Here is a 19,253-nt window from a genome sequence, read left to right on the forward strand (position 1 = left end):
ATGACCTCAATACACATCCCGCTGATAACGTTTCTGTTGCTGCATGAGCGTCAGATATTCCGCAGCTTCTTCCGGACTCATCCCGCCTTCTTGTTCAAGAATGGACCCCAGGGCGGAGTGCACGTCATGAGCCATCTTCTTCTCATCGCCGCAGACATATACGCAAGCCCCTTCTTGGAGCCACTGGTACAGCTCCTTGCTGTTCTCCAGCATCCGGTGCTGCACGTACACTTTCTTGTCCGTATCCCGTGAGAAGGCAACATCCATGCGAGTCAACACCCCATCCTTCAACCAGCGCTGCCACTCGATCTGGTAGAGGAAGTCCGTCGTGAAATGCTGATCGCCGTAGAACAGCCACGATTTCCCTTCAGCTCCCGTCTCTTCCCGTTCCCCCAGGAAAGCCCGAAAAGGGGCCACGCCCGTGCCGGGTCCAATCATAATAATCGGGGTGTCCGGATTCTCGGGGAGTTTAAAGTTCGGGTTATGCTGAATGTATACCGGCAATGAATCGCCAGCTTCCAGTCGTTCTGCCAATTGTACCGAGCACACCCCGTAGCGGTTACGGCCATGTGCTTCATAGCGGACCGTCCGAACGGTAACATGGACTTCATCCGGAAACGCTTTGGAGCTGCTTGCGATCGAGTACAGACGAGCCGGAATCTTGCGCAGAATGGATACAAAATCGCTTGCCGCCACTTGCTGCAGCCCATAATCCTGTACCAGATCCAGCAAATCCCGTTCCTCGATATAGGCACGAAGTTCCTGCTCATGTCCAGGCTCCAGCAGTTTCCGAAGCCCTTCGCTCCCCGGCAGCTTAGCCGCCTGTTCAATCAGAGGTTTCGTGAGAACCGTGATTTCATAATGACGGAGCAAGGCATCCCGCAGCGTCCGCGCTTCGCCACTTTTGTTCACAACGACCGCTTCGTCTGCATTCCATCCCATTTCAGCGATGAGATTATCTACCAGCTGCGGATGATTTTCCGGATAGATGCCTAAACTGTCGCCAGGCTCATACTGCAGATTCGATCCTTCAAGCGATATTTCGATATGACGGGTTTCCCGGTCAGACCCTCTTCCGTTCAAATTCAAATTTTCGAGGATCTCGGCTTGAAACGGATTACTTCTCGAATATTCCGATTCCGTACTGTCGGTCAGGGCTACCGCGCTTACATGTTCAACAGCGGACGATCCCGCTCCGGCCTCATTCAACGATAGGAGGACCTGATTCATCCATTCCGCGGCCGATTCATCAAAATCCACGTCGCAGTCTACTCTTGGCGCCAGCCGCTTGCCGCCCAGTTCCTCAAGGCGCTTGTCGAAATCTTTACCCGTTTGGCAGAAAAATTCATACGAGGTATCCCCCAGCGCCAGTACGGAATATTGAAGATTCTCCACCTGAGGTGCCCGCTTGCTATGCAGGAACTCATAGAATGGAATCGCGTTATCCGGCGGTTCGCCCTCTCCGTGCGTACTTACAATAATGAGGAGATTCTGTAATTTCTTCAGGTTGTTCGGCTTGAAATCGCTCATCGAGGACATGGTGACCTGCAAGCCGACTTCTTCAAGCTTCTTCGATAACTTTTTCGATAATCCATGACCGTTGCCCGTCTGGGACCCATATAGGACGGTGACTTCTTTAGGAGCTGACACGACCGGTGCCGATACGGCTGCCGCCGCACTCGCTTGCGGTGAAGCAGCAACTGCCGCAGCGGCTGCCGTTCCCTGCAAAGCAGCGATAAAGCCGCTCAGCCACGTCCGCTGGGATTCCGTCAGTGTAGGCAGTAAGCGATTCAGCAATTCCACTTGTTCCTGATTAAAAGGACTGTTCGTTACTTGAAGTTCCAACAATATCCACCTCTCAAAAGCGCACATTATTAATTCCTACTATTACGATACAATTAATTTTATTGCTCCTCTGAACCTATCACAGCTTACGGGACCGGTCAATTACAATGTTCTTATAGCATTTATCAGTTTTCCTGATAAATCGGTTTTCCCGACGTTTACTGGATAAAAGCAAGCCGAATTATGGAATATCGCCATCCCCGAATGGTAATGATACCAATGATAAGGAGGAAGACATCGGATGCACAATCAAGACTGCAATTTTACGCCGCTGAAACGCAAATTAAAGGAACAGCTTTCGGATATCACGGGCCACCTGCAGCAGGTTATCGTCAATTTGGATCAAGACGGCTCCTGCCTGCTAGGGGAGCTGGACTCGATACGAACCAAGTTCATGGAAGCCGAATCGATTTCATCAACGTATTATCTCAATTGTTTTCTCTTCCCCTTCACCAGCAAATATCAAGAAATCGCGAAATCTGTATACCATCTCAGCCAAAAAAATCTGGGAGCGTTGATTGTTATTCAACGAGAGGACGGCCTGGATTCCTTAATAACGCCCGGCATTCCCTTGTCGGCAGAAATCACGAGCCCCCTGCTTGAATCCATATTCGTTCCGGGCAGTCCGCTCCACGATGGAGCTGTGCTCGTGCGCAAAGATATGATTATTTCGGCTGCGAACGTGCTCCCGTTAACCGCCAAAACCTACGGGGATCGCAAGCTCGGAACCCGTCACCGTGCAGCCATAGGCTTGTCCGAGATCAGTGATGCCTTGGTCCTCGTTGTATCGGAAGAGACCGGGAGAACCTCCTTCTGCATGGAGGGCACAATGTATCCTTTATCCATCAGCAGCCCCTAGCGCATTGGCTGTTGATTCATTCTGCTTCCTAATATAGCAAATGAAGAGTAACCCTTCCTGACCGAAGCCGGCATATCTCATTAGACTAAACCTTGAAAAAAAAGAGCCGCAGATGCTGAGTCTGCGGCTCTTTTTATGGATCCAACCGATGATGGAGCTTTATGCAAAGGTATAGGTCCAGAAACGCTCCGTTCCGAAGCGCTGCTCCACTTCCTTGGCCTTCATCTGTTTCTTGCCAAGCAGCTCGGCTGCTTGGAATTGAGAGCGATGAGCTTGAATGGAGTTCAGCTTCTGCACCATAAACATGGATACGTCTTGGTAGACATCCGGTTTACCCAGTTCCTGTTCACAGTTGTTGGAGAAAGCCAGACATTGGACCACGGGTCTTTCTTCGGCAGGCATCCGACCAATCGTTCGAATGACGGCAGCGCCTGTTGCATCATGATCGGGGTGTACGCTGTATCCAGGGTAGAACGTGAACACCAGCGATGGCTTGATCTCCTGAAGCAGAGAAGCAATCACGCCGTCCAGTTTGTCCTGATCCTCGAACTCAATTGTTTTATCATGGAAACCAAGCAATCTCAGATCCTGTATGCCGATGGCTTTGCAGGATTCTTCCAGCTCCGCTTTGCGTATCGTTGGAAGCGTAATGCGATTCGCGAAGGGAGGAATGCCCATATTGCGGCCCATTTCCCCCAGCGTTAAACAGGCGTAGGTTACATGTGCGCCTTCAACAATATATTTAGCCAGCGTTCCGGACAAACCAAAAGCCTCGTCATCCGGATGCGGCAATACGACCAGTATGTTTTGCTCCATCGATCCTCGTCTCCTCTCTCTATTAAAAAGGTTCCCGGCTCAGCTGCAAAGCGACAACCAGTTTCCCCTGACTGTCATGACCCGCCATGATGAGCCGTTCGGTGTCCGTCTGCTCGAAGTGGGTGAGTCCTTCCGTATATACCCAGCCTTGGCCCATCTTCAATCCGACCCGGTAAGGTCCGTTGCCGGATATGGAACCATGACTGTAACGAATGGTTGCGTTCGTTATAAAATTAGCCGCCGGGTGTTTTGAGCTGTCATAATGGGCAGCATAGGCGCCTGTCGTCATCTCAAGATGAATATATAAATCCTGATCCTTCAATTTATCAATCATTTGCTGTACTTCAGTTTGATTTATGAGTTCCATATTTCCCTCCAATATAAAGAATCACTACGCCATAAGCAGTCGATATGATAATTCTATCATAATTAATGAGCAGGACGAAAACCCTCAAAACCGATGAACAAGATTATCTCTCGGCAAAGAGAGTTGCGTATTCCGGCTGTGCCGCATAAACGCTTAGCTCGTGCTCAGATATAACCGTATAGCCTTCCCGACGCAGAAGAGCCGTAGTCACGCCATAACCGGCCTGTTTCACATTGTCAAATTCTCCGTTATAAATCATGGCACTTCCGCAGGAAGGACTTCCCTCTTTCAGGACGATCAGCAAGGCTCCAAGCTCTTGTGCCATTCGAAGAGCCTGGTGTGCACCTTGGATATACATCTCGGTCACGTCTCTGCCCGATAGCTCCACCACTCTGGCATTACCCGCCAGTACATCATCCCCGTTCCCTCCAACGATCTCCGCAGGTTCTCGAGGGATGGTGAATCCACCCAGCAGTTCGGGACATACGGTTACGGCTTTCTTCGCTTCTACAAGCAGCTGAATATTCGTATCCATGCTGTCAGTCGCATTATAGCGAACTTTCATACCGGCTAAACAAGAGCTTACAACAATCACAGATGCCACCTCAAATCTTTCGTTCATACAAACTTACAATCGAAGCCGTTCGCCCTCATTCAAGTATCATGAATCTGAACTCAAATGTCAACGAAATGCAATGAAGAGCTGCCGTGGTGTTCGGAAGCCCTTAATGCCAAAAGTGTATCCATTTTACGAACCAAACCACTTCTCCATCATGACTCATCTCACCATGGGAGCAACCCTCTTTAGGAAATGATTCATTAATATCGGCAAGGAAATCAGAATCGGCGGATCGTCCAGCCGGGGAACGTGGAGCGTAACATGAAGATGCGGCGTCCTGACGTACGGCTTTACGATAACGGGCTCCTTTGAACGGGTACGCAGCGTAGTGGACTGAGGAAGCAGGAAATCGACCGCCTGCATGCCCCATGGTACCGAAGTAGCCATCAAATAATAAGTGCCGGGTCTGACGTCGGTAAAACGAAAGGAGCCGACGGATGAAAGCAAAGTACCGTATAGGGGAAACCCTTCGGGGATCGGCTTGGCAAACAGCCCGATCAAAATCACGCCCTGAAAGGGAGCCGCGGCCTCGATCGTGCCTTCAACTGTCAAATCGGGATTATCTACCGGCATGGACTCGCGCCAGCTGTTCAGCTTCTGCAGGGCTAACAGATGCTCGTCGGCCTCCTCCTTCGAGTTCCGGAATTGCGAAGGGGTCACCCCCACCCTCTCCGTGAAGCGTGTCGTAAACGTTCCCAGACTCTGCTGGCCGATCTCCATGGCGATATCCCGTATGCTTAGATGGGTATGTAACAGCAAATCCTTTGCCTTCTCCAGGCGAAGCGATGAAACATAATATAACGGAGGCAGCCCGATTCGATCCTTGAATATACGCGAGAAGTGATATGGGCTGTACCCTATGTAATCCGCAAGCGTTGATAACGGGAGAGGCTCGTAAATATTCTTGTGAATATAAGCGATTACTTCATCGATTTCAGCATATCGATCAGTCATCAGGTCTGCACCATCTTTCATACCGGATATGTTATGTATGGATTCCAATTCATCTCTCTCGAAGAACAATTGTTCGCATTCATACTATCATATCCATCTAAAAAATGGAAGCATTTGCAATGCTATATTCACGAATTAAATAATTAAAATTGCAACTAAAAAGCCGCGCTGGTTGCACGGCTTTCATCATCTTAATCCAAATCCGGAATATGGATTTCCACTTCTTTTTTGCTTTGGGAGGATCGCAGAATACCGTCCAGTATCGCTTGATTGCGAAGCACCTGCTCACCCGGAATCGGCGCCGGCTTGCCTTCGCGCACCGCGCTAACGAAATCCTTGATTTTCTCCTGGAATACATTCAGCTCATGGCTGATCAGCGGTATTGCGCTTTCGGTATGATGGCCCTGGATATCGTGAAACAAGGAAATCGATCCTACCTTCCCGTCCCATACACCGCTCCAAGGGCCTGAGCCTGCAGGCGTAATCTTCATGCCCGCATCCGTCCCAAGGAACATCGTTGCCCCGAGCGTATCCATATGCATAGCCCAGGATGTTTTAAAGTTAAGCACAAGGTCGCCTTCAAACCGAATGATGGCTACCCCGAAATCCTCTACGTTAAACGCTCCGGCTTCCGCATGGTATTTGGGATTCGTCCCGAAATAATTCGACGTATAAGCGGATACCGTTAATGGCTTGGGATATCCCAGGGCGTTCAGCGCCATGTCCAGGGAATAGCATCCGATGTCCGCCATAGCGCCTGCCCCGGCGATTTCCTGGCGAACAAACGTGCCGCCTGGCATTCCCCGTCGGCGGCCGCCCCCGGTTTCCACATAGTACACTTTTCCAAGCTCGCCGTTCTGGATCAAATTCTTAATGATGCCCATGTTCGGGTCATATCGCGGCTGGAAGCCTACATTAAGCATATTCCCGGTCTTCTTCGAGATTTGAACCATCTCGATCGCTTCATCCAAAGTGACCGACATCGGTTTTTCAAGCATAACGTGTTTGCCCGCCGACAGCGCATCGATCGTCGTACGGTAATGAGCGACGTTCGGCGTACAGATGCTTACGCCGTCCAGGTCAAGATCCAACAATCTGCGGTGGTCATCGAATCCGATGGCTCCCTGCAATCCCCAGCGCTCAATAAACTGATCGGCTCTGCCGGGTAAAATATCAGCTACGGCAACAATTTGCACATCGTCAATTTGTTTATAGTACTTTGCATGCTCCCCCGCAATGCCGCCGCTTCCAATAATTCCAATTCGAATGGTTTTGCCCATGGCTGATACTCCCCCTACAATTTCACATTCATGGCTCGGTATGTTGTTGGCGTATATCCGTATCTCTTTCGGAAAACGGTATGCAGATAACTGCCGCTGGAGAAGCCTTCGTGAATGGCGATTTTGTCAATCGACCAATTGGTATCAATCAGCTTCCTGCACACGGCTTCCAGGCGGACATGCTCCAGGATCTCGCTGAAGGACTGACCTTCCGCTTGCTCCTTGAATATCCGCTGCAGCTGTCTTGAGCTGATATGCAGCTTCTCTGCGACGTCATCCAGCACAACCTCCCCCGAAGAATTCGCATGGATATACTCCAGCGCCAATTGATAACGGTAAGCCTTCATATCGCGCGAAGGCAGCTCCGCTTCCGATGGCTCGGATTCATATGCGCGCACAGCGCGCAGCAATATCTGAATAAGGCATTGCTTGATCGTTGTGTACAGACCCGAATATTTCTCCTGCGAAGCCTGATAAGCCTCAAGAAAATAAGGCATCGCGCGATGGATGTCCATCGTCGGCTTCATCGGCAATTCTCTCAGCTTCTCCATGCAGTCATCGGCTTCCGCCATTTCCCAAGGATCCGAAACAGGCAGTGCCGGGCTCTCAGGCTCGGAAATCTCATCGCGGGGAATGATGTCGACGTGCAGGCATAATTCGTCCATCGGTTCCGCGGTATCCGCTTCCTGATAATGAAGCACGTTCGGACCCGTTAAATAGAACATCCCTTCCCGCAGCGCATACGGCTCATCCTCCATAATAACGGTCCCCTTGCCGCGGGGTATGAAATGAAATTCATACTCCGCATGCTTATGGAAGGAGACAATCTTCCCGGGCGGGAAGGTGGTGAGATGAAACCGAAGGACCCGGATCTCGTAACGTCCCCAATAGACCCTAAGATCAAGCCGCTCCAAGGCATCCTGCCGCTCTTTCATCATTTCGTATGGAAAATGGTTATTCATCCCGGTGCATCATCCCTGTATCTTATGCTTGAAGTTCATCCAATCTTACAGCACGATGCTCCTTGGCCGAACGATTGGCTGCCTCCATCAATTTGGTCAATTCAACCGCATATGCGATATTTTCTTCGGCAACGGTATCTTCTTGAATATGAGAAATCCATTGTTCAAAAGCACTTGCGCGGTTCGCCGGTACCGGCAGCTCAACCCAAGCATCCTTGTACTCTTCTTTTTTCGTTGAACGAATCAGAAGCTTGCTATCCGGCGTACCGTACAGGATGGTTCCATCCGTGCCATGAATCTCGATCGTGAACGGAGAGAAGTTGTTAACGAATCCGGCTTCCACCACGCCGACGGCACCCGCCGCCGTAGAGAGCGTGGCAACGGCGTTGTCTTCTACCTCTTTGCCCGTTATGTATCCGAAATTCGCTTGGACGTCAATGGCTTCCTCGCCAAGGAACAGGCGCGTCAAATACATCGGATGGCAGCCCAGATCGATCAGGGCACCCCCGCGGCACTCCTCCAGGCTGTAGAAATGCTCAGGCAGCCAACCGGCGGTTGCGCCATTATGGGACAAGCGAACGCGAACGAGCGTCACGGTTCCCAGCAATTCCTGCTCCAATACCTCACGGATCGCGAGCGTATAACCGTCATTCAGCCGCGGTAGCGATACCGTGAATTTGACCTGATTCTCCTTCACGGCTTTAATGATATCATTGACCTCCTGAAGGGTTGCAGCAATTACTTTTTCCGTGAAAATATGCTTGCCTGCCGCTGCGGCCTTCAACATGACTTCTCTGTGCATGGATGTCGGAGCATCCACGATCACGGCATCAATATCGTCGCTTTGCAGCATGTCATCCAGCGATTCATGAAAACGCACGCCTTGCTTCTCGGCGGCTTCTCTTCCCCGCTCCGGATTCTCATCCCATACCGCTACGATCTGAGCATCGGGATGCTCCTGCGCTTGTTTCGTATAATCCCATGCGTGCACATGCCAATAACTAATTTTTCCGATTCTGATCATTCCAGTCACCTCAGTATCTAATATTAAGACATCATGCCATTAATCTATCACACGTACCGCCTGATTCACAGTGTAAAATTGCGACAATCAAGTTAGAAATCACGACATGGCCGCACACAAAGAACCCCGTCGTATGACGGAGTTCGATGTGATTTCGACTAAAATCCCAATCGTTCTCTGGCTGACGTGATGTGGGCAATGTGGTGATTCCCATGCCATGCATACATGCCTGCGGCGTATTCCAAACTCGTTGTTCGCTGGTTTTCGGGATGGTAGAACGTTCTCAGATAGTCCCCATCCTTCATATTCTCCAATAATGCGACCCATCTGGCATGTAATCCGTCGATCAATGCAAGCGGAGCCTCAATGTCTTGTGTCAATGAATCGTGCAGGGCAGCCCATTTCTGTTCGTCATACGGTTTAATCGTCGGGTTCTCTTCCGTCAACGCAAGTTTAAACCGGATATAGCTGTTCATATGACTGTCAGCAAGATGGTGAACAACCTGGCGGATCGTCCAGCCGCCCTCGCGATAAGCCGTATCCAGTTGTTCGTGGCTTAACCCTTGGACCGCTGCCCTCAGCTTCTCCGGCATTCCCTTAATCTCTCGGACCCAGACCTTCCTGTGCTCAGGCGACGTGCTGCCTCCCCAGTCAAACTGTCCTATCGGATACCTCAAATCCATGTTCCCTCTCTCCCTTCCATTATGTTTGAGATCATTCCATGTCATGATTTTAGCATCTCCGCCGAAAAATAATAGTGTCTGCACTCCTGATGGATGCTGCTTATTTCCCGTCGAAAAGGCCCTCGGCATCTGCCAAGGGCTTCTCTCCTGCTACATAACTGGAATGTGACTACATGGAGCCCAGTATTCCTTCGATTTCGTTCATCTGTCCAGCCGTTAAAGGTCCAAAAGCAACGGCTCCTATTAGTTCTTCCGCTTGCCTTCTCGTTTTGAAACCCGGTATCGGAATCGCCGCACGGCTTCTTCCCCAAATCCATGCTAACGCTCCTTGCACTAAAGTACGGTCTTCACTCGTTAAAATCTCCCGCACCGCTTCAAGTTTAGCGAGGAACGACGGTACGGCTTTACCCTCCTTGAAATAGGCGACCCAGTCGTGACCGCTTCCACGCACATCTTGATCACTGAATCGGGTGTCCTGATTAAATTTCCCGCTTAATAGCCCCATTGCCAAGGGCGTATTATTGATGCTCGCCAAACCATGACGTTCGCAAAGGGCAAGCATCTCCTTATCGTCACTGAGAACATTCAGCACGTGCTGAATGGCTGCCGCTTCGGATCGCTCCGCAAATAACTCGGCATTGGCCGTATCCCAGGTACTCCAGCCATATGTACGGATCAGCCCTTCTTGACGAAGACCGTTTAAGGCATCAATCACCGTTTCCACCTCATCCAGTCGTAATCCGCCTACATGAATCTGATAGAGATCGATATAATCCGTATCGAGTCGCTGAAGAGACCGCTCACAAGCGTAGCGGATATAATCCGGCGTAGCATTATAACGCGTAAAAACTTCCTTCGTTGTTTCATCATAGGTATATCCGAATTTGGTGGCTATCACGGCTTCGTGCCGCTTTCCTTTTAATGCGCGGCCAAGCACCCGTTCGCTATGCCCGGTACCATAAACGTCTGCCGTATCAAAAAAGTTAACGCCCCTCTCCAGGGCCGCATGAATCCCTGCAACGGATTCACGTTCGTCCACCTCACCCCATCCGTCGGACAAGCCGTCCAATGTAAAATTCCCGCCCATTGCCCAGCAGCCTAAGCCGAGCGGGCTTACCGGGATTTGCGATCTGCCTAACGTTCTATCCATGATAGTTCCTCCCTTTTCGAATTGGTTCGCCTTCATTATAATTAGGAAAATGGTTTGTGATGAGATCCAATGATGGTCAATTTGGAGGAACCAATTAAAGGAGGGATACGGTGTACGGCATTTATATCGACCGTGAATCGAAACGATCCGTTACCCATCAGGTATGCCAGCAGCTGCGAAGGCTGATCGAATCGGGACAGCTGGCAGCAGGAACACGGCTGCTTCCGACCCGAGTTCTGGCCAAAGAGTGGGGCATTGCGCGCAATGTAGTCATCGAGGTATATGAGCAGCTGACGGCTGAGGGATATTTGGAAGGGCGCGTAGGATCAGGCACCTATGTAGCGGGCGGGATTATACCCTCTCCCCGTCCACGAAACGAGCCATCTGTCGGCGAGCAGCCGATCCATAAAGTTACATCGACTGAACATTCGCACATGATCGATTTTGCCGCCGGCATTCCCGATCAGAAGATGTTTCCAAGGCACATCTGGGCCAAGTACTTGAAACAAGCAGCTGAGGACTCCGTTAATGCAAACCATGATTACGGTCACATCAAAGGTGATAAGATGCTGCGCTCTGCCATTTGCGACTATGTATTCCGGTCCAAGGGCATCCAATGCTCATCCGATCAAATCGTGATCGTGTCCGGCGCTTCCGAAGGGTTGCTCCTCCTTGCCAAATCGTTAGCTTCCAGGTTTCATTCCATCTATATCGAAGACCCCACGATCGATATTACCCGCGATATTTTTCAGATGATGAACTATCGGCTTGTGCCGGTTGAGGTGGATCACAGCGGCATGCGCATCGACGCCATGACGAGTTTCGCACCAGGTCATCTGGTTTTATTAACGCCGTCACATCAGTTTCCTTCCGGCAGCGTACTATCCATACAGCGCAGACATCAGGCCATCCGGATGCTGGAGGAAGCCGACTCCTTCGTGATCGAAGATGATTATGACAGCGAATTCCGGCTTCGAGGAATCCCGGTGCCTCCTCTGCAGACGCTCTCGCCTTCGAGAGTCATTCACGTGGGAACATTCAGTAAAACCTTAACGCCGAGCCTCCGGATCGGATTCATGATCGTCCCGCCTGATCTAACCGATGCCATAACCGAGATGAAAGATAAACTGAATATACATACCCCAACCGTCATTCAACAAGCGCTAAGCCAATTCATTCTGGACGGCCATCTGGAACGGCATATCCATAAGATGAAAAAAGTGTACAAGAAACGCCGCAATGTATTAACGGAGCGGCTCCATCACTTGTTCGGGCAGGATATTTCCATTGTCGGCGATGATGCGGGGATGCATCTTCAGGTGATATTCGGTCGTCAAGCTTACGCTCTCCTCCCATGGAACGATACGGTCTCATACGGGTTTCGCGTCGAGCCTGCTTCTAATTACAGAATCTCGCCATCGCGTCCTCCGGGTTCGACAGGGATCGTATTGGGATATGGAAACCTTTCGACGGAAGAGATCGAAGAAGGCTTAAGCAGGCTTTACGCATTTGCTTCCCATTGCAGGGATTCATCTTGATTTGCGGGCATATCTTCCCTTCTCCAAACAACAATGGCTCGGTTCGCTTTACGGCGAACCGAGCCATATCTGTTTCATCCTCAGGATCTTGCCATCATATCCCTTCAATCCGGTCAAAATTACGCAGCGTCCGAAGCGCATTCAGTGTCATAACGCCCTTCCATTCTTCCTTGGCCGACGGCCATACCTCTTCGAATTGGTACCAGCTCCAATTCGGCTCCCAGGCACCATCTTCGCCCTGGTTCTCTATAAGCAAGTCCAGCTCCGCCGGAAGAAGCGCTCGATATTTTGGAAAGTAAGGAGAGTTCGGCGTGTCCATAATGCTCAGCGGTGTTGCCCCGTATCCCTCCCGGCTGCCGGGGTCCAGGCTAATGCAGTTGTCCATGAAAGCCTCCAAAGCCTCCCTGATCTCGGATGCCTGTTCCTTTGGCAATCGCTCTTTCAAGCGCAAGTAACAAAACAGTTCATGCATTTCTTTTAAATCGCTGGTTCGATTCAGGTAGTCCAGAGCATAACGAACCAAGAAATCCAGCGATTCCAGAGGATACAGCTCCCGTTCATCGATAAAATAAGCGATGATGTCTGCATTGGGATTGCCCCAATGGTCCTTAAAAGCGCCGTATTGCCACCAAATCGCTCTAGGTGACTGCTCCGCTTCTTCGGGGATAATGTCCCATCCTGAGCGTTCAGGCACATACGTATGCTCGAGATACTGTAACGCGGATATAACCCGTTCGTTCCGCTCGGGATGATTCGGATGTAACCGAAGAATCTCCAGCGCTCTGGTCGTCGCCAGGGCAGATGACTCCTTGCAGCGAAGGTCAGGCTCAAGACCATGACCGAATCCGCCATCCTCGTTCTGGTAGCTGGAGAGCTCAATCAGCACATCCGTAAACGACCCGTTCTCGAATTCATATCGGAACAAGGCCCGTTCAAGGTTTCTGGCCCGCTGCAGCATATACTGCCTTGCTTGTTCCCATCGTATCTCGTTTAGCTTCATCACTCGGGTTCCATCTCCTCGTAGAAAGTGATTCGATTGCCGAACGGATCCGTTACACGTACCTCTTTGCTGTTCCATGGGGCGATCTCGATTCCGGGTCTCTGATACGGATAGTTCTGGCTTGACAGCTGTTCGTGAAAAGCTTCAATTCCTGCGATCTCCACGCGAATGGCTGCTCCAGGGGAGCAGTCACCGTAATGCTCCGTTAAATGGATCAATAACGAACCTTTGGATATTTGCATGTAAAGCGGCGCCGAATCGTCAAACCGGTGCTCCCAGTCCAAGGTGAAACCAAGATACTGCATGTAGAATTCCCTTGACTTCGTTTCGTCGAACACCCTGAACAACGGTATGATTTTGCTCATGCCAGCCCCTCCCTCCTCTCATCATTCGTTTACATTATGTATGTGCTGCTGTTGACTTAATTTAGATCTTATCACAAATCACTTCACAGCTCGTCCCTATCTTATATAAACTAAACCCGAGCAAACCAATGATCCTTCGCCGGGTCATGGATCCAAACTATTCATTCCTTGTCGCGTTGGTCAGTTTCTTCGCCTTCTCGCGTTTCACGCGGCTCCAAACCAGCAGAACGAGAAACGAACCTGCCAGACAGAGAAAGATGACTTTCAAATAATGCTCCACTACATTCAGAATGTACTGCCACTGCTCCCCGAATATAAAGCCTATGCTGAAGAAGGCCAATACCCATGCAGCCACTCCCGTGTATCCATATATCCAAACCGTCCGATAGGGAACTCGAATCATGCCGATGAAATACCCGATAAACTGCCTGACTCCGGGAATGAAAAAACAGACAATGAGCAGCTTGTTCCCATACTTGCTGTAATACGCCTGTGTTTTCTCCACAAGGGACGGCTTGATGAACAGCCATTTTCCATAGCGTTCAATCAGCGGCATCCCTAACCGGTAGCCGAGGATATAGGTAATGGTCAGTCCCATGGCCGCTCCTATAAAAGCAGATCCCATGGCCGGAACCATGTCGATGACCCCCTTATAGGTCAGGAACCCGGTATAAGTCAGGGTAGTGTTTCCTGGAGGAATTGGAAGAGCAATAAAATCAAGAGGGAGCCCAATCAATAACACCAGATAACCATATTGTTCAAACAACCGCTCAACCAATTCAAACAAATTCATGGGGAAAACTCCTTCGTCTTACCGATAACTGTCATGGTAGTGGTGCAGGGCTTCATTCACATAAACTTCCCTGTTCAGCACCTCGTAGGGCACCGGGTTCTTTTCTTCGGCCCATTCTCGCGAAGGGCGGTAACGCCGTTGAATCTCCATCAATCGGGTCAGAACCGATAGCGCCGAATCTTTGTGCGTGTTAATGGCCGCTTTTCGCTTCATCTCTTGCAGCAAGGACGAATCCGTCATTAGCGTCATGAATTGATGCTGCAGTTCTCCCGCCATAGCTTGACGTGCCACGCCAATGCCAACCAGGTAGTCCGCATTATCCTGCTCTTGGCCCGGCAAGGGTTTAACCAACAGCATGGGACGTTCCATCGTTAATGCTTCGGAAATCGTGAGACCTCCCGGCTTCGTCACCATCAAGTCGGCCATCGCCATCAATTCATGCATACGATCCACATAACCCATGACGGTGATTTGCGGATGCTCCGCAAACTCTTCCAGCAGCGATTGATATAATTTCATATTGCGTCCGCACACGACCATAAACCGAACATCCTGCGGGTATGCCATGGATTTCAAGAGCTCGATAATTTCTTTATCGATCATCCCTTCTCCGCCGCCCATGATCAGCACGACCTGCTCGGATGGTTTCAAGCCATAATAATCTCGCAGCCGTTCCTCATCAACCGGTTGACTGTAGAGCGGGTTGACCGGTATTCCGGTCACGGAGATTTTTTCGCTCGGCACGCCTTTGCGCTCCAATGCAACCTGAACCACATCGGAACCGACCATGTAATAATCCGTATGCGAATGGATCCAATAACTGTGATCCGTATGATCCGTCATGACGGTGGCCGTCGGCACGTCCGTGTAACCCATCGCTTTCAACAGCGACATGCCTGCCGCTGCCGGCGGAAACGTACTGACTACGATAGCCGGCTTTTCGATCTCCAGCATTGCGCTCAGTTTTTGAAGACTGAAGGTACTGAAGCGTTTCAGCATCTGAATGAGCGTGTTTTCCTCGCGCGTTTTTTGGAACAAATAACCGTAAACGGATGGAAAATGCTTCATCCACTGCACAAAGAAAAACTGTCCGGCCACATGCAGCCGCGGATGGGTTAACTCCATGTAATCAATGACTTTAACGCGCAGATGAGGGTATTTTCTTTTTGCTGATTCCACAATGGCCTTTGATGCCTGGTTATGACCCTCTCCCAGACTTCCGGTTAATATGATGATTTTTTGCTCATATATGGATCTCATTGATATTACTCCTTATCTAACGTTATGTGTTTCCCAAGACATGCATCAGGTAAACGACCAGCCATCCCGATCCGAATCCGATCAGGCTTCCCGCCAGACAATCGGTCGGGTAATGATATCCCCAATAGATACGGGATAGACCGACCAGCGCAGCCAGCATGATCAGCAGTATCGTCGGCAGCGGCGAAACCAGAAACAGCAGCGGGGTAATGACTGCAAAAATCGCCGTCGTATGACCGGAAGGGAAGGAGTAATCCTTCAGCGGGAAATTTCCGATCTTTACCTGCTCCAAAACCCGGAAGGGACGATCTCTTCTGACGATTCTCTTGATGAGGACCACGATCAGATGGCTAACGGTTAACGCAATGGCACTCTGATATGCCGTGATATCCCAAGCTTCGAATGCTGCCCAGGCGATAAGCAACGCGCTCAGAATGGTGAAGGTGGCTCCGCCGAGATGGGTGATGCCGCCGAACAACCGGTCAAAGGCTCGGTTGCTGATCGTCTGGTTGCACCAGACGAATACCCGGTGATCAAAACTTTGCAGTCGCTTTATCATTCATTCTTCACCTGCCGTTACGTAAATTGAATCTTTTGGCCCCTTCACGACGGGGACCTCCGAACGTTTATTCCTGCGCTTCTTGATAAGCCGCACCGTCAACCAAATGCCCCCGATCAGAGCACCTACGGATAACAAAATAATCGTAAGCACGCTGTCCACCATATTCTCGGCAGCACGGCCATATACGTAGAACAGCACACCCACCGTGTAGAACTTCACGGCGCGTCCGAGCGCTGCATAGCTGATAAGCTTCCATAAAGGATAGTTCATGCAGCCGGATAGAATGGTGAATATTTTGAAGGGAATCGGCGTAAACGCACCGACCAGGATAGCGGCTTCGCCATGCTTGGTGAACAAAGCGGTGGCGGAATCATACCATTTTTTCTTCATGATCTTGGTTAACACCAAATGACCTGAAGCCTTGCCGATTCCATATCCGATGGGCGTTCCGATCAAGCACCCGACAAACCCGATCGTGGCGAGCCAGATCGCACGGTCCGGACTCAAGGCACTTAAGGACAACTGCGAGAACAGTGCCGGAATCGGAAAAATGATCGCGTCGATCATGGCATGAATGAATAATCCGATATCGCCTAAATTACGTAAAAAATCCATCAAGCCTAATCTCCTCTGCTTGGCTGACCCTTGGACAGCCCGTGTATCGTGCGATATCGTTGCTTACATTCGAATTTGAAATCATCGGTTCACATTCCTCTCCCGTATCATGTTAATGCAAGGATATCACGAATGGAGGAGGATGCCTTCCGTCTTCAGACGATAATGAACCTAGACTTAGGTCTAGATCCTAATAGTAGATATAATATAGTAGATATAGTATAAACGAGTTTTATGATCAATAAGTTGGGTTTATAACCATTTGAATCAAAAACAAAAAAACAGCTCAGCCGCAATGTGCGCGGCCAAACTGCCAGGATCCAAGACCAAGTCCTATTCAAATTGGCAAATCCTCAGAACGTCCCCGATGGAATCCACGACATGATCGGCTTGCGACAAATCCTGATTTCCCGAATTCGGGTTCACGAAGCCGATGCATGTCATGCCGGCCGCCTTCGCTGCAGCAACGCCATGCCGGGCATCCTCCAGCACCATGCAGTGCTCGGGCTCCACGCCTAACAATTCAGCCGCTTTGAGGTACACATCCGGCGCCGGTTTTCCTTTTTCCACTTCTTCACCGCTCACGACGCATTCGAATTGATCCAGGAGATCGAACTTGCGCAAGACGGCCGTAATAAATACGGGAGGCGAGGATGATGCAATCGCAGCAGGGATACGACGTGCTTTAAGTTCAGCCAGAAGCTCCCGAATGCCGGCAATCGGCTCCATTTCCCGAGAGGTGAGCATCTCGATTTTATTGGACAATTGGTATTCGATAATCTCCGATACGGATTGCGCAAGCCGATGCTCATGTTTAATGGCTGCCCACATCTCCGGATTGGTCATGCCTACATACTTCTCCAATTGTTCATGGGTTATCGAGGATCCGTAGTAGTTCATCACCTGGATATCCACTTCAAAGTGCAGCGGTTCGCTGTCAATAATGACCCCGTCCATGTCAAAAATAAATGCCTGTATCATGTTCATGCTCCTTTGCTGAATGTTCTGTTAGTTAACCCCAGATGAGATCGAGCACCGTTCCCAGCACTCCGGATTGATGTCCGCGGAGGACATCGGGATTGAATACCTCGACGAAACCGCACCGCGTACAGGATACGAAGAGATAATGATGATAGTCGATATCGAATATTTTGCTTATGCCCGTACCGCTCATGCTGACTTCCTGCGAGCTGCATTCACGGTGACCGCAGCGGCGGCAGTGGAACTTGCTGGCCATTAATTCCTCAATGCTTAGGTAATCCATTTCGGCTGCTGTATTATACTGGCCGGTAGTCTGTTCATTCGTCTCTGTGCTCAGATGCTCCGGCAATACCTCATGCTTGCATTCCGGACATGTACTATCAATCAACGTTACCTCCTGTGCGCACCACGGACACTGAACCACTTCTGCACCTTCCTCCCTTTTTACACGGAACCTATGGGAAAACCCTCAGCATAATAGTAAACGTCTAGAAAGGATCATGGTGCTCCATCTTCATCGATCTTGCCAAATCACGGTCATTCGGATGAAATGATGTCGTGGAGTTCCTCCAATGTATGTATTTCATACTTGGGGTGAATGGACGTCGGGTTAGCCTTGCGCTGCGGGTTATACCAGCAGGTATCTATCCCGTAACGGATGCCTCCTTGTATATCGGAAGTTAACGAATCGCCAACAATGAGCACCTCGCTTTTATCCGGGTGGTTTAACTTATCGAAGGCGTAATCGAATATTCCTTCGTGCGGCTTTTGAGATCCTGCATCCTCCGAAACCACGATACATTCAAAGGAATCGCACAGCGCCGATCGGCTGATACGATTGAACTGCACTTCCTTGATTCCGTTCGTGATGATGGCCATGCGCTGACCGCGCTCGGACAGTTGACTGCACAGCTTCTCTGCCCCTTCCATCAGAAAGGAGCCCTGTCCTAAATACTTTATGTAGATATTGCTAAAGGCTTCAGCGTCCAAAGCGCAATTGATACTATGTTCCTCCAGGAGTCTTGCGAACCGGGCCGTACGCAATTCGCCCTGCGTCACGATCCCCTGCTCGAAATCGTTCCACAACTGCTGGTTAATGCGCCTGTAACTGTCTACGATCGCATTCGTGCATTCCTGATGGATCTCGCCAAAAACGCCGGCTAACGCAAACGCCTCCGATTGGGCATAGTCGTATAGCGTATCGTCCGCATCAAATAAAATAACGTTGTATCGCAAGGCTGGGCCTCCTCTCTTGCTGCTTAACTTCAACCATTACCCTTTCGCTACCCAGCATAACATTTTATTCATCCGGATTCATCGAACCATTGTCGGATGTCGAAGTTAATCTGGATTGTCGGTTCAATTCCTGGATCCTCTGCCTTTGTTGATGATCTAGACGGTCACTGTTACTCTTCACCAACTCCGTCAGACGCATGAAAATTAACAATAATATCGTAATGATTACGCCTGCTGAGAACACCATCATTGCCCATTCGTCCACGCCTAACAGCGTGATCAAAAGCAATTCCGTCACAATGAAGATCCCCGCTCCAAGGGCAAGCTGTTTCATTGGGCCTCCC

General features: G+C 50.2%; 22 protein-coding genes. 2 read left to right on the top strand and 20 right to left on the bottom strand.

The window, feature by feature from the left end; translation table 11 throughout:
- Window positions 1-6: 6 nt before the first annotated feature.
- Entirely contained in the window at window positions 7-1,845 is a 1,839-nt protein-coding gene (locus GYMC10_RS18405) for an assimilatory sulfite reductase (NADPH) flavoprotein subunit (protein ID WP_015735927.1), read from the bottom strand.
- 241 nt (window positions 1,846-2,086) lie between these two features.
- Here GYMC10_RS18405 and cdaS point away from each other — a divergent pair, with 241 nt between their 5' ends.
- Window positions 2,087-2,704 carry a sporulation-specific diadenylate cyclase CdaS gene (cdaS, locus tag GYMC10_RS18410; protein ID WP_015735928.1) on the top strand — a complete coding sequence of 206 codons (618 nt, stop codon included), beginning with the start codon at window positions 2,087-2,089 and terminating at the stop codon, window positions 2,702-2,704.
- 159 nt (window positions 2,705-2,863) lie between these two features.
- Here the strand turns inward: cdaS and bshB2 are convergent, their stop codons facing one another.
- The 9 genes from bshB2 to GYMC10_RS18455 form a co-directional block, all read right to left on the bottom strand.
- The gene (bshB2, locus tag GYMC10_RS18415) at window positions 2,864-3,520 is read right to left on the bottom strand and encodes a bacillithiol biosynthesis deacetylase BshB2 (RefSeq protein ID WP_015735929.1); all 657 of its coding nucleotides are present in this window, start codon (window positions 3,518-3,520) and stop codon (window positions 2,864-2,866) included.
- A 22-nt stretch (window positions 3,521-3,542) separates the two neighbouring features.
- Window positions 3,543-3,887, bottom strand: coding sequence for a YojF family protein (locus GYMC10_RS18420; RefSeq protein WP_015735930.1), 345 nt, complete (start codon window positions 3,885-3,887; stop codon window positions 3,543-3,545).
- A gap of 103 nt (window positions 3,888-3,990) precedes the next feature.
- Window positions 3,991-4,482 (bottom strand): DUF523 domain-containing protein, encoded by a 492-nt coding sequence (locus GYMC10_RS18425; protein ID WP_015735931.1) that lies wholly within the window; start codon window positions 4,480-4,482, stop codon window positions 3,991-3,993.
- Between the two features lie 183 nt (window positions 4,483-4,665).
- A complete protein-coding gene (locus tag GYMC10_RS18430) occupies window positions 4,666-5,460 on the bottom strand; it encodes a helix-turn-helix transcriptional regulator (RefSeq protein ID WP_041622215.1) in 795 nt (264 codons plus the stop codon).
- Window positions 5,461-5,651: 191 nt separating this feature from the next.
- Complete coding sequence (locus tag GYMC10_RS18435) at window positions 5,652-6,740, bottom strand: Gfo/Idh/MocA family protein (protein ID WP_015735933.1); 1,089 nt, start codon at window positions 6,738-6,740, stop codon at window positions 5,652-5,654.
- A 14-nt stretch (window positions 6,741-6,754) separates the two neighbouring features.
- A complete protein-coding gene (locus tag GYMC10_RS18440) occupies window positions 6,755-7,702 on the bottom strand; it encodes an AraC family transcriptional regulator (protein ID WP_015735934.1) in 948 nt (315 codons plus the stop codon).
- A 22-nt stretch (window positions 7,703-7,724) separates the two neighbouring features.
- Window positions 7,725-8,726, bottom strand: a complete 1,002-nt coding sequence (locus GYMC10_RS18445) for a Gfo/Idh/MocA family protein (RefSeq protein ID WP_015735935.1) — start codon at window positions 8,724-8,726, stop codon at window positions 7,725-7,727.
- 158 nt (window positions 8,727-8,884) lie between these two features.
- On the bottom strand, window positions 8,885-9,409 hold the full coding sequence (locus GYMC10_RS18450; RefSeq protein ID WP_015735936.1) for a YfiT family bacillithiol transferase: 525 nt from the start codon (window positions 9,407-9,409) through the stop codon (window positions 8,885-8,887).
- A gap of 169 nt (window positions 9,410-9,578) precedes the next feature.
- A complete protein-coding gene (locus GYMC10_RS18455) occupies window positions 9,579-10,559 on the bottom strand; it encodes an aldo/keto reductase (RefSeq protein WP_015735937.1) in 981 nt (326 codons plus the stop codon).
- Window positions 10,560-10,669: 110 nt separating this feature from the next.
- On the opposite strand from GYMC10_RS18455, the gene GYMC10_RS18460 reads away from it, so the two are divergent.
- Window positions 10,670-12,097 (top strand): PLP-dependent aminotransferase family protein, encoded by a 1,428-nt coding sequence (locus tag GYMC10_RS18460; RefSeq protein ID WP_015735938.1) that lies wholly within the window; start codon window positions 10,670-10,672, stop codon window positions 12,095-12,097.
- A 94-nt stretch (window positions 12,098-12,191) separates the two neighbouring features.
- Here GYMC10_RS18460 and GYMC10_RS18465 read toward each other — a convergent pair whose 3' ends face one another.
- From GYMC10_RS18465 to GYMC10_RS18510, 10 genes are all read right to left on the bottom strand, one after another.
- Window positions 12,192-13,097, bottom strand: coding sequence for a hypothetical protein (locus GYMC10_RS18465; protein ID WP_041622017.1), 906 nt, complete (start codon window positions 13,095-13,097; stop codon window positions 12,192-12,194).
- The gene (locus tag GYMC10_RS18470; protein ID WP_015735940.1) at window positions 13,097-13,462 is read right to left on the bottom strand and encodes a glyoxalase superfamily protein; all 366 of its coding nucleotides are present in this window, start codon (window positions 13,460-13,462) and stop codon (window positions 13,097-13,099) included. The genes GYMC10_RS18465 and GYMC10_RS18470 overlap by 1 nt, the downstream gene beginning before the upstream one ends.
- Window positions 13,463-13,619: 157 nt before the next feature.
- Window positions 13,620-14,255, bottom strand: a complete 636-nt coding sequence (locus GYMC10_RS18475) for a DedA family protein (RefSeq protein WP_015735941.1) — start codon at window positions 14,253-14,255, stop codon at window positions 13,620-13,622.
- A gap of 18 nt (window positions 14,256-14,273) precedes the next feature.
- Complete coding sequence (locus GYMC10_RS18480) at window positions 14,274-15,515, bottom strand: MGDG synthase family glycosyltransferase (protein WP_015735942.1); 1,242 nt, start codon at window positions 15,513-15,515, stop codon at window positions 14,274-14,276.
- Between the two features lie 22 nt (window positions 15,516-15,537).
- Window positions 15,538-16,074 carry a phosphatase PAP2 family protein gene (locus GYMC10_RS18485; protein WP_015735943.1) on the bottom strand — a complete coding sequence of 179 codons (537 nt, stop codon included), beginning with the start codon at window positions 16,072-16,074 and terminating at the stop codon, window positions 15,538-15,540.
- The gene (locus GYMC10_RS18490) at window positions 16,075-16,692 is read right to left on the bottom strand and encodes a YqaA family protein (protein WP_015735944.1); all 618 of its coding nucleotides are present in this window, start codon (window positions 16,690-16,692) and stop codon (window positions 16,075-16,077) included.
- 333 nt (window positions 16,693-17,025) lie between these two features.
- A complete protein-coding gene (locus GYMC10_RS18495) occupies window positions 17,026-17,673 on the bottom strand; it encodes an HAD family hydrolase (protein ID WP_015735945.1) in 648 nt (215 codons plus the stop codon).
- Window positions 17,674-17,704: 31 nt separating this feature from the next.
- Entirely contained in the window at window positions 17,705-18,061 is a 357-nt protein-coding gene (locus tag GYMC10_RS32580) for a zinc ribbon domain-containing protein (RefSeq protein ID WP_261979313.1), read from the bottom strand.
- Window positions 18,062-18,210: 149 nt separating this feature from the next.
- Complete coding sequence (locus GYMC10_RS18505) at window positions 18,211-18,909, bottom strand: YjjG family noncanonical pyrimidine nucleotidase (protein ID WP_015735947.1); 699 nt, start codon at window positions 18,907-18,909, stop codon at window positions 18,211-18,213.
- Between the two features lie 64 nt (window positions 18,910-18,973).
- Window positions 18,974-19,243, bottom strand: coding sequence for a hypothetical protein (locus GYMC10_RS18510; RefSeq protein WP_015735948.1), 270 nt, complete (start codon window positions 19,241-19,243; stop codon window positions 18,974-18,976).
- Window positions 19,244-19,253: the final 10 nt, after the last annotated feature.

It is taken from the genome of Paenibacillus sp. Y412MC10 (assembly GCF_000024685.1).
Lineage (GTDB): Bacteria > Bacillota > Bacilli > Paenibacillales > Paenibacillaceae > Paenibacillus_AQ > Paenibacillus_AQ lautus_A.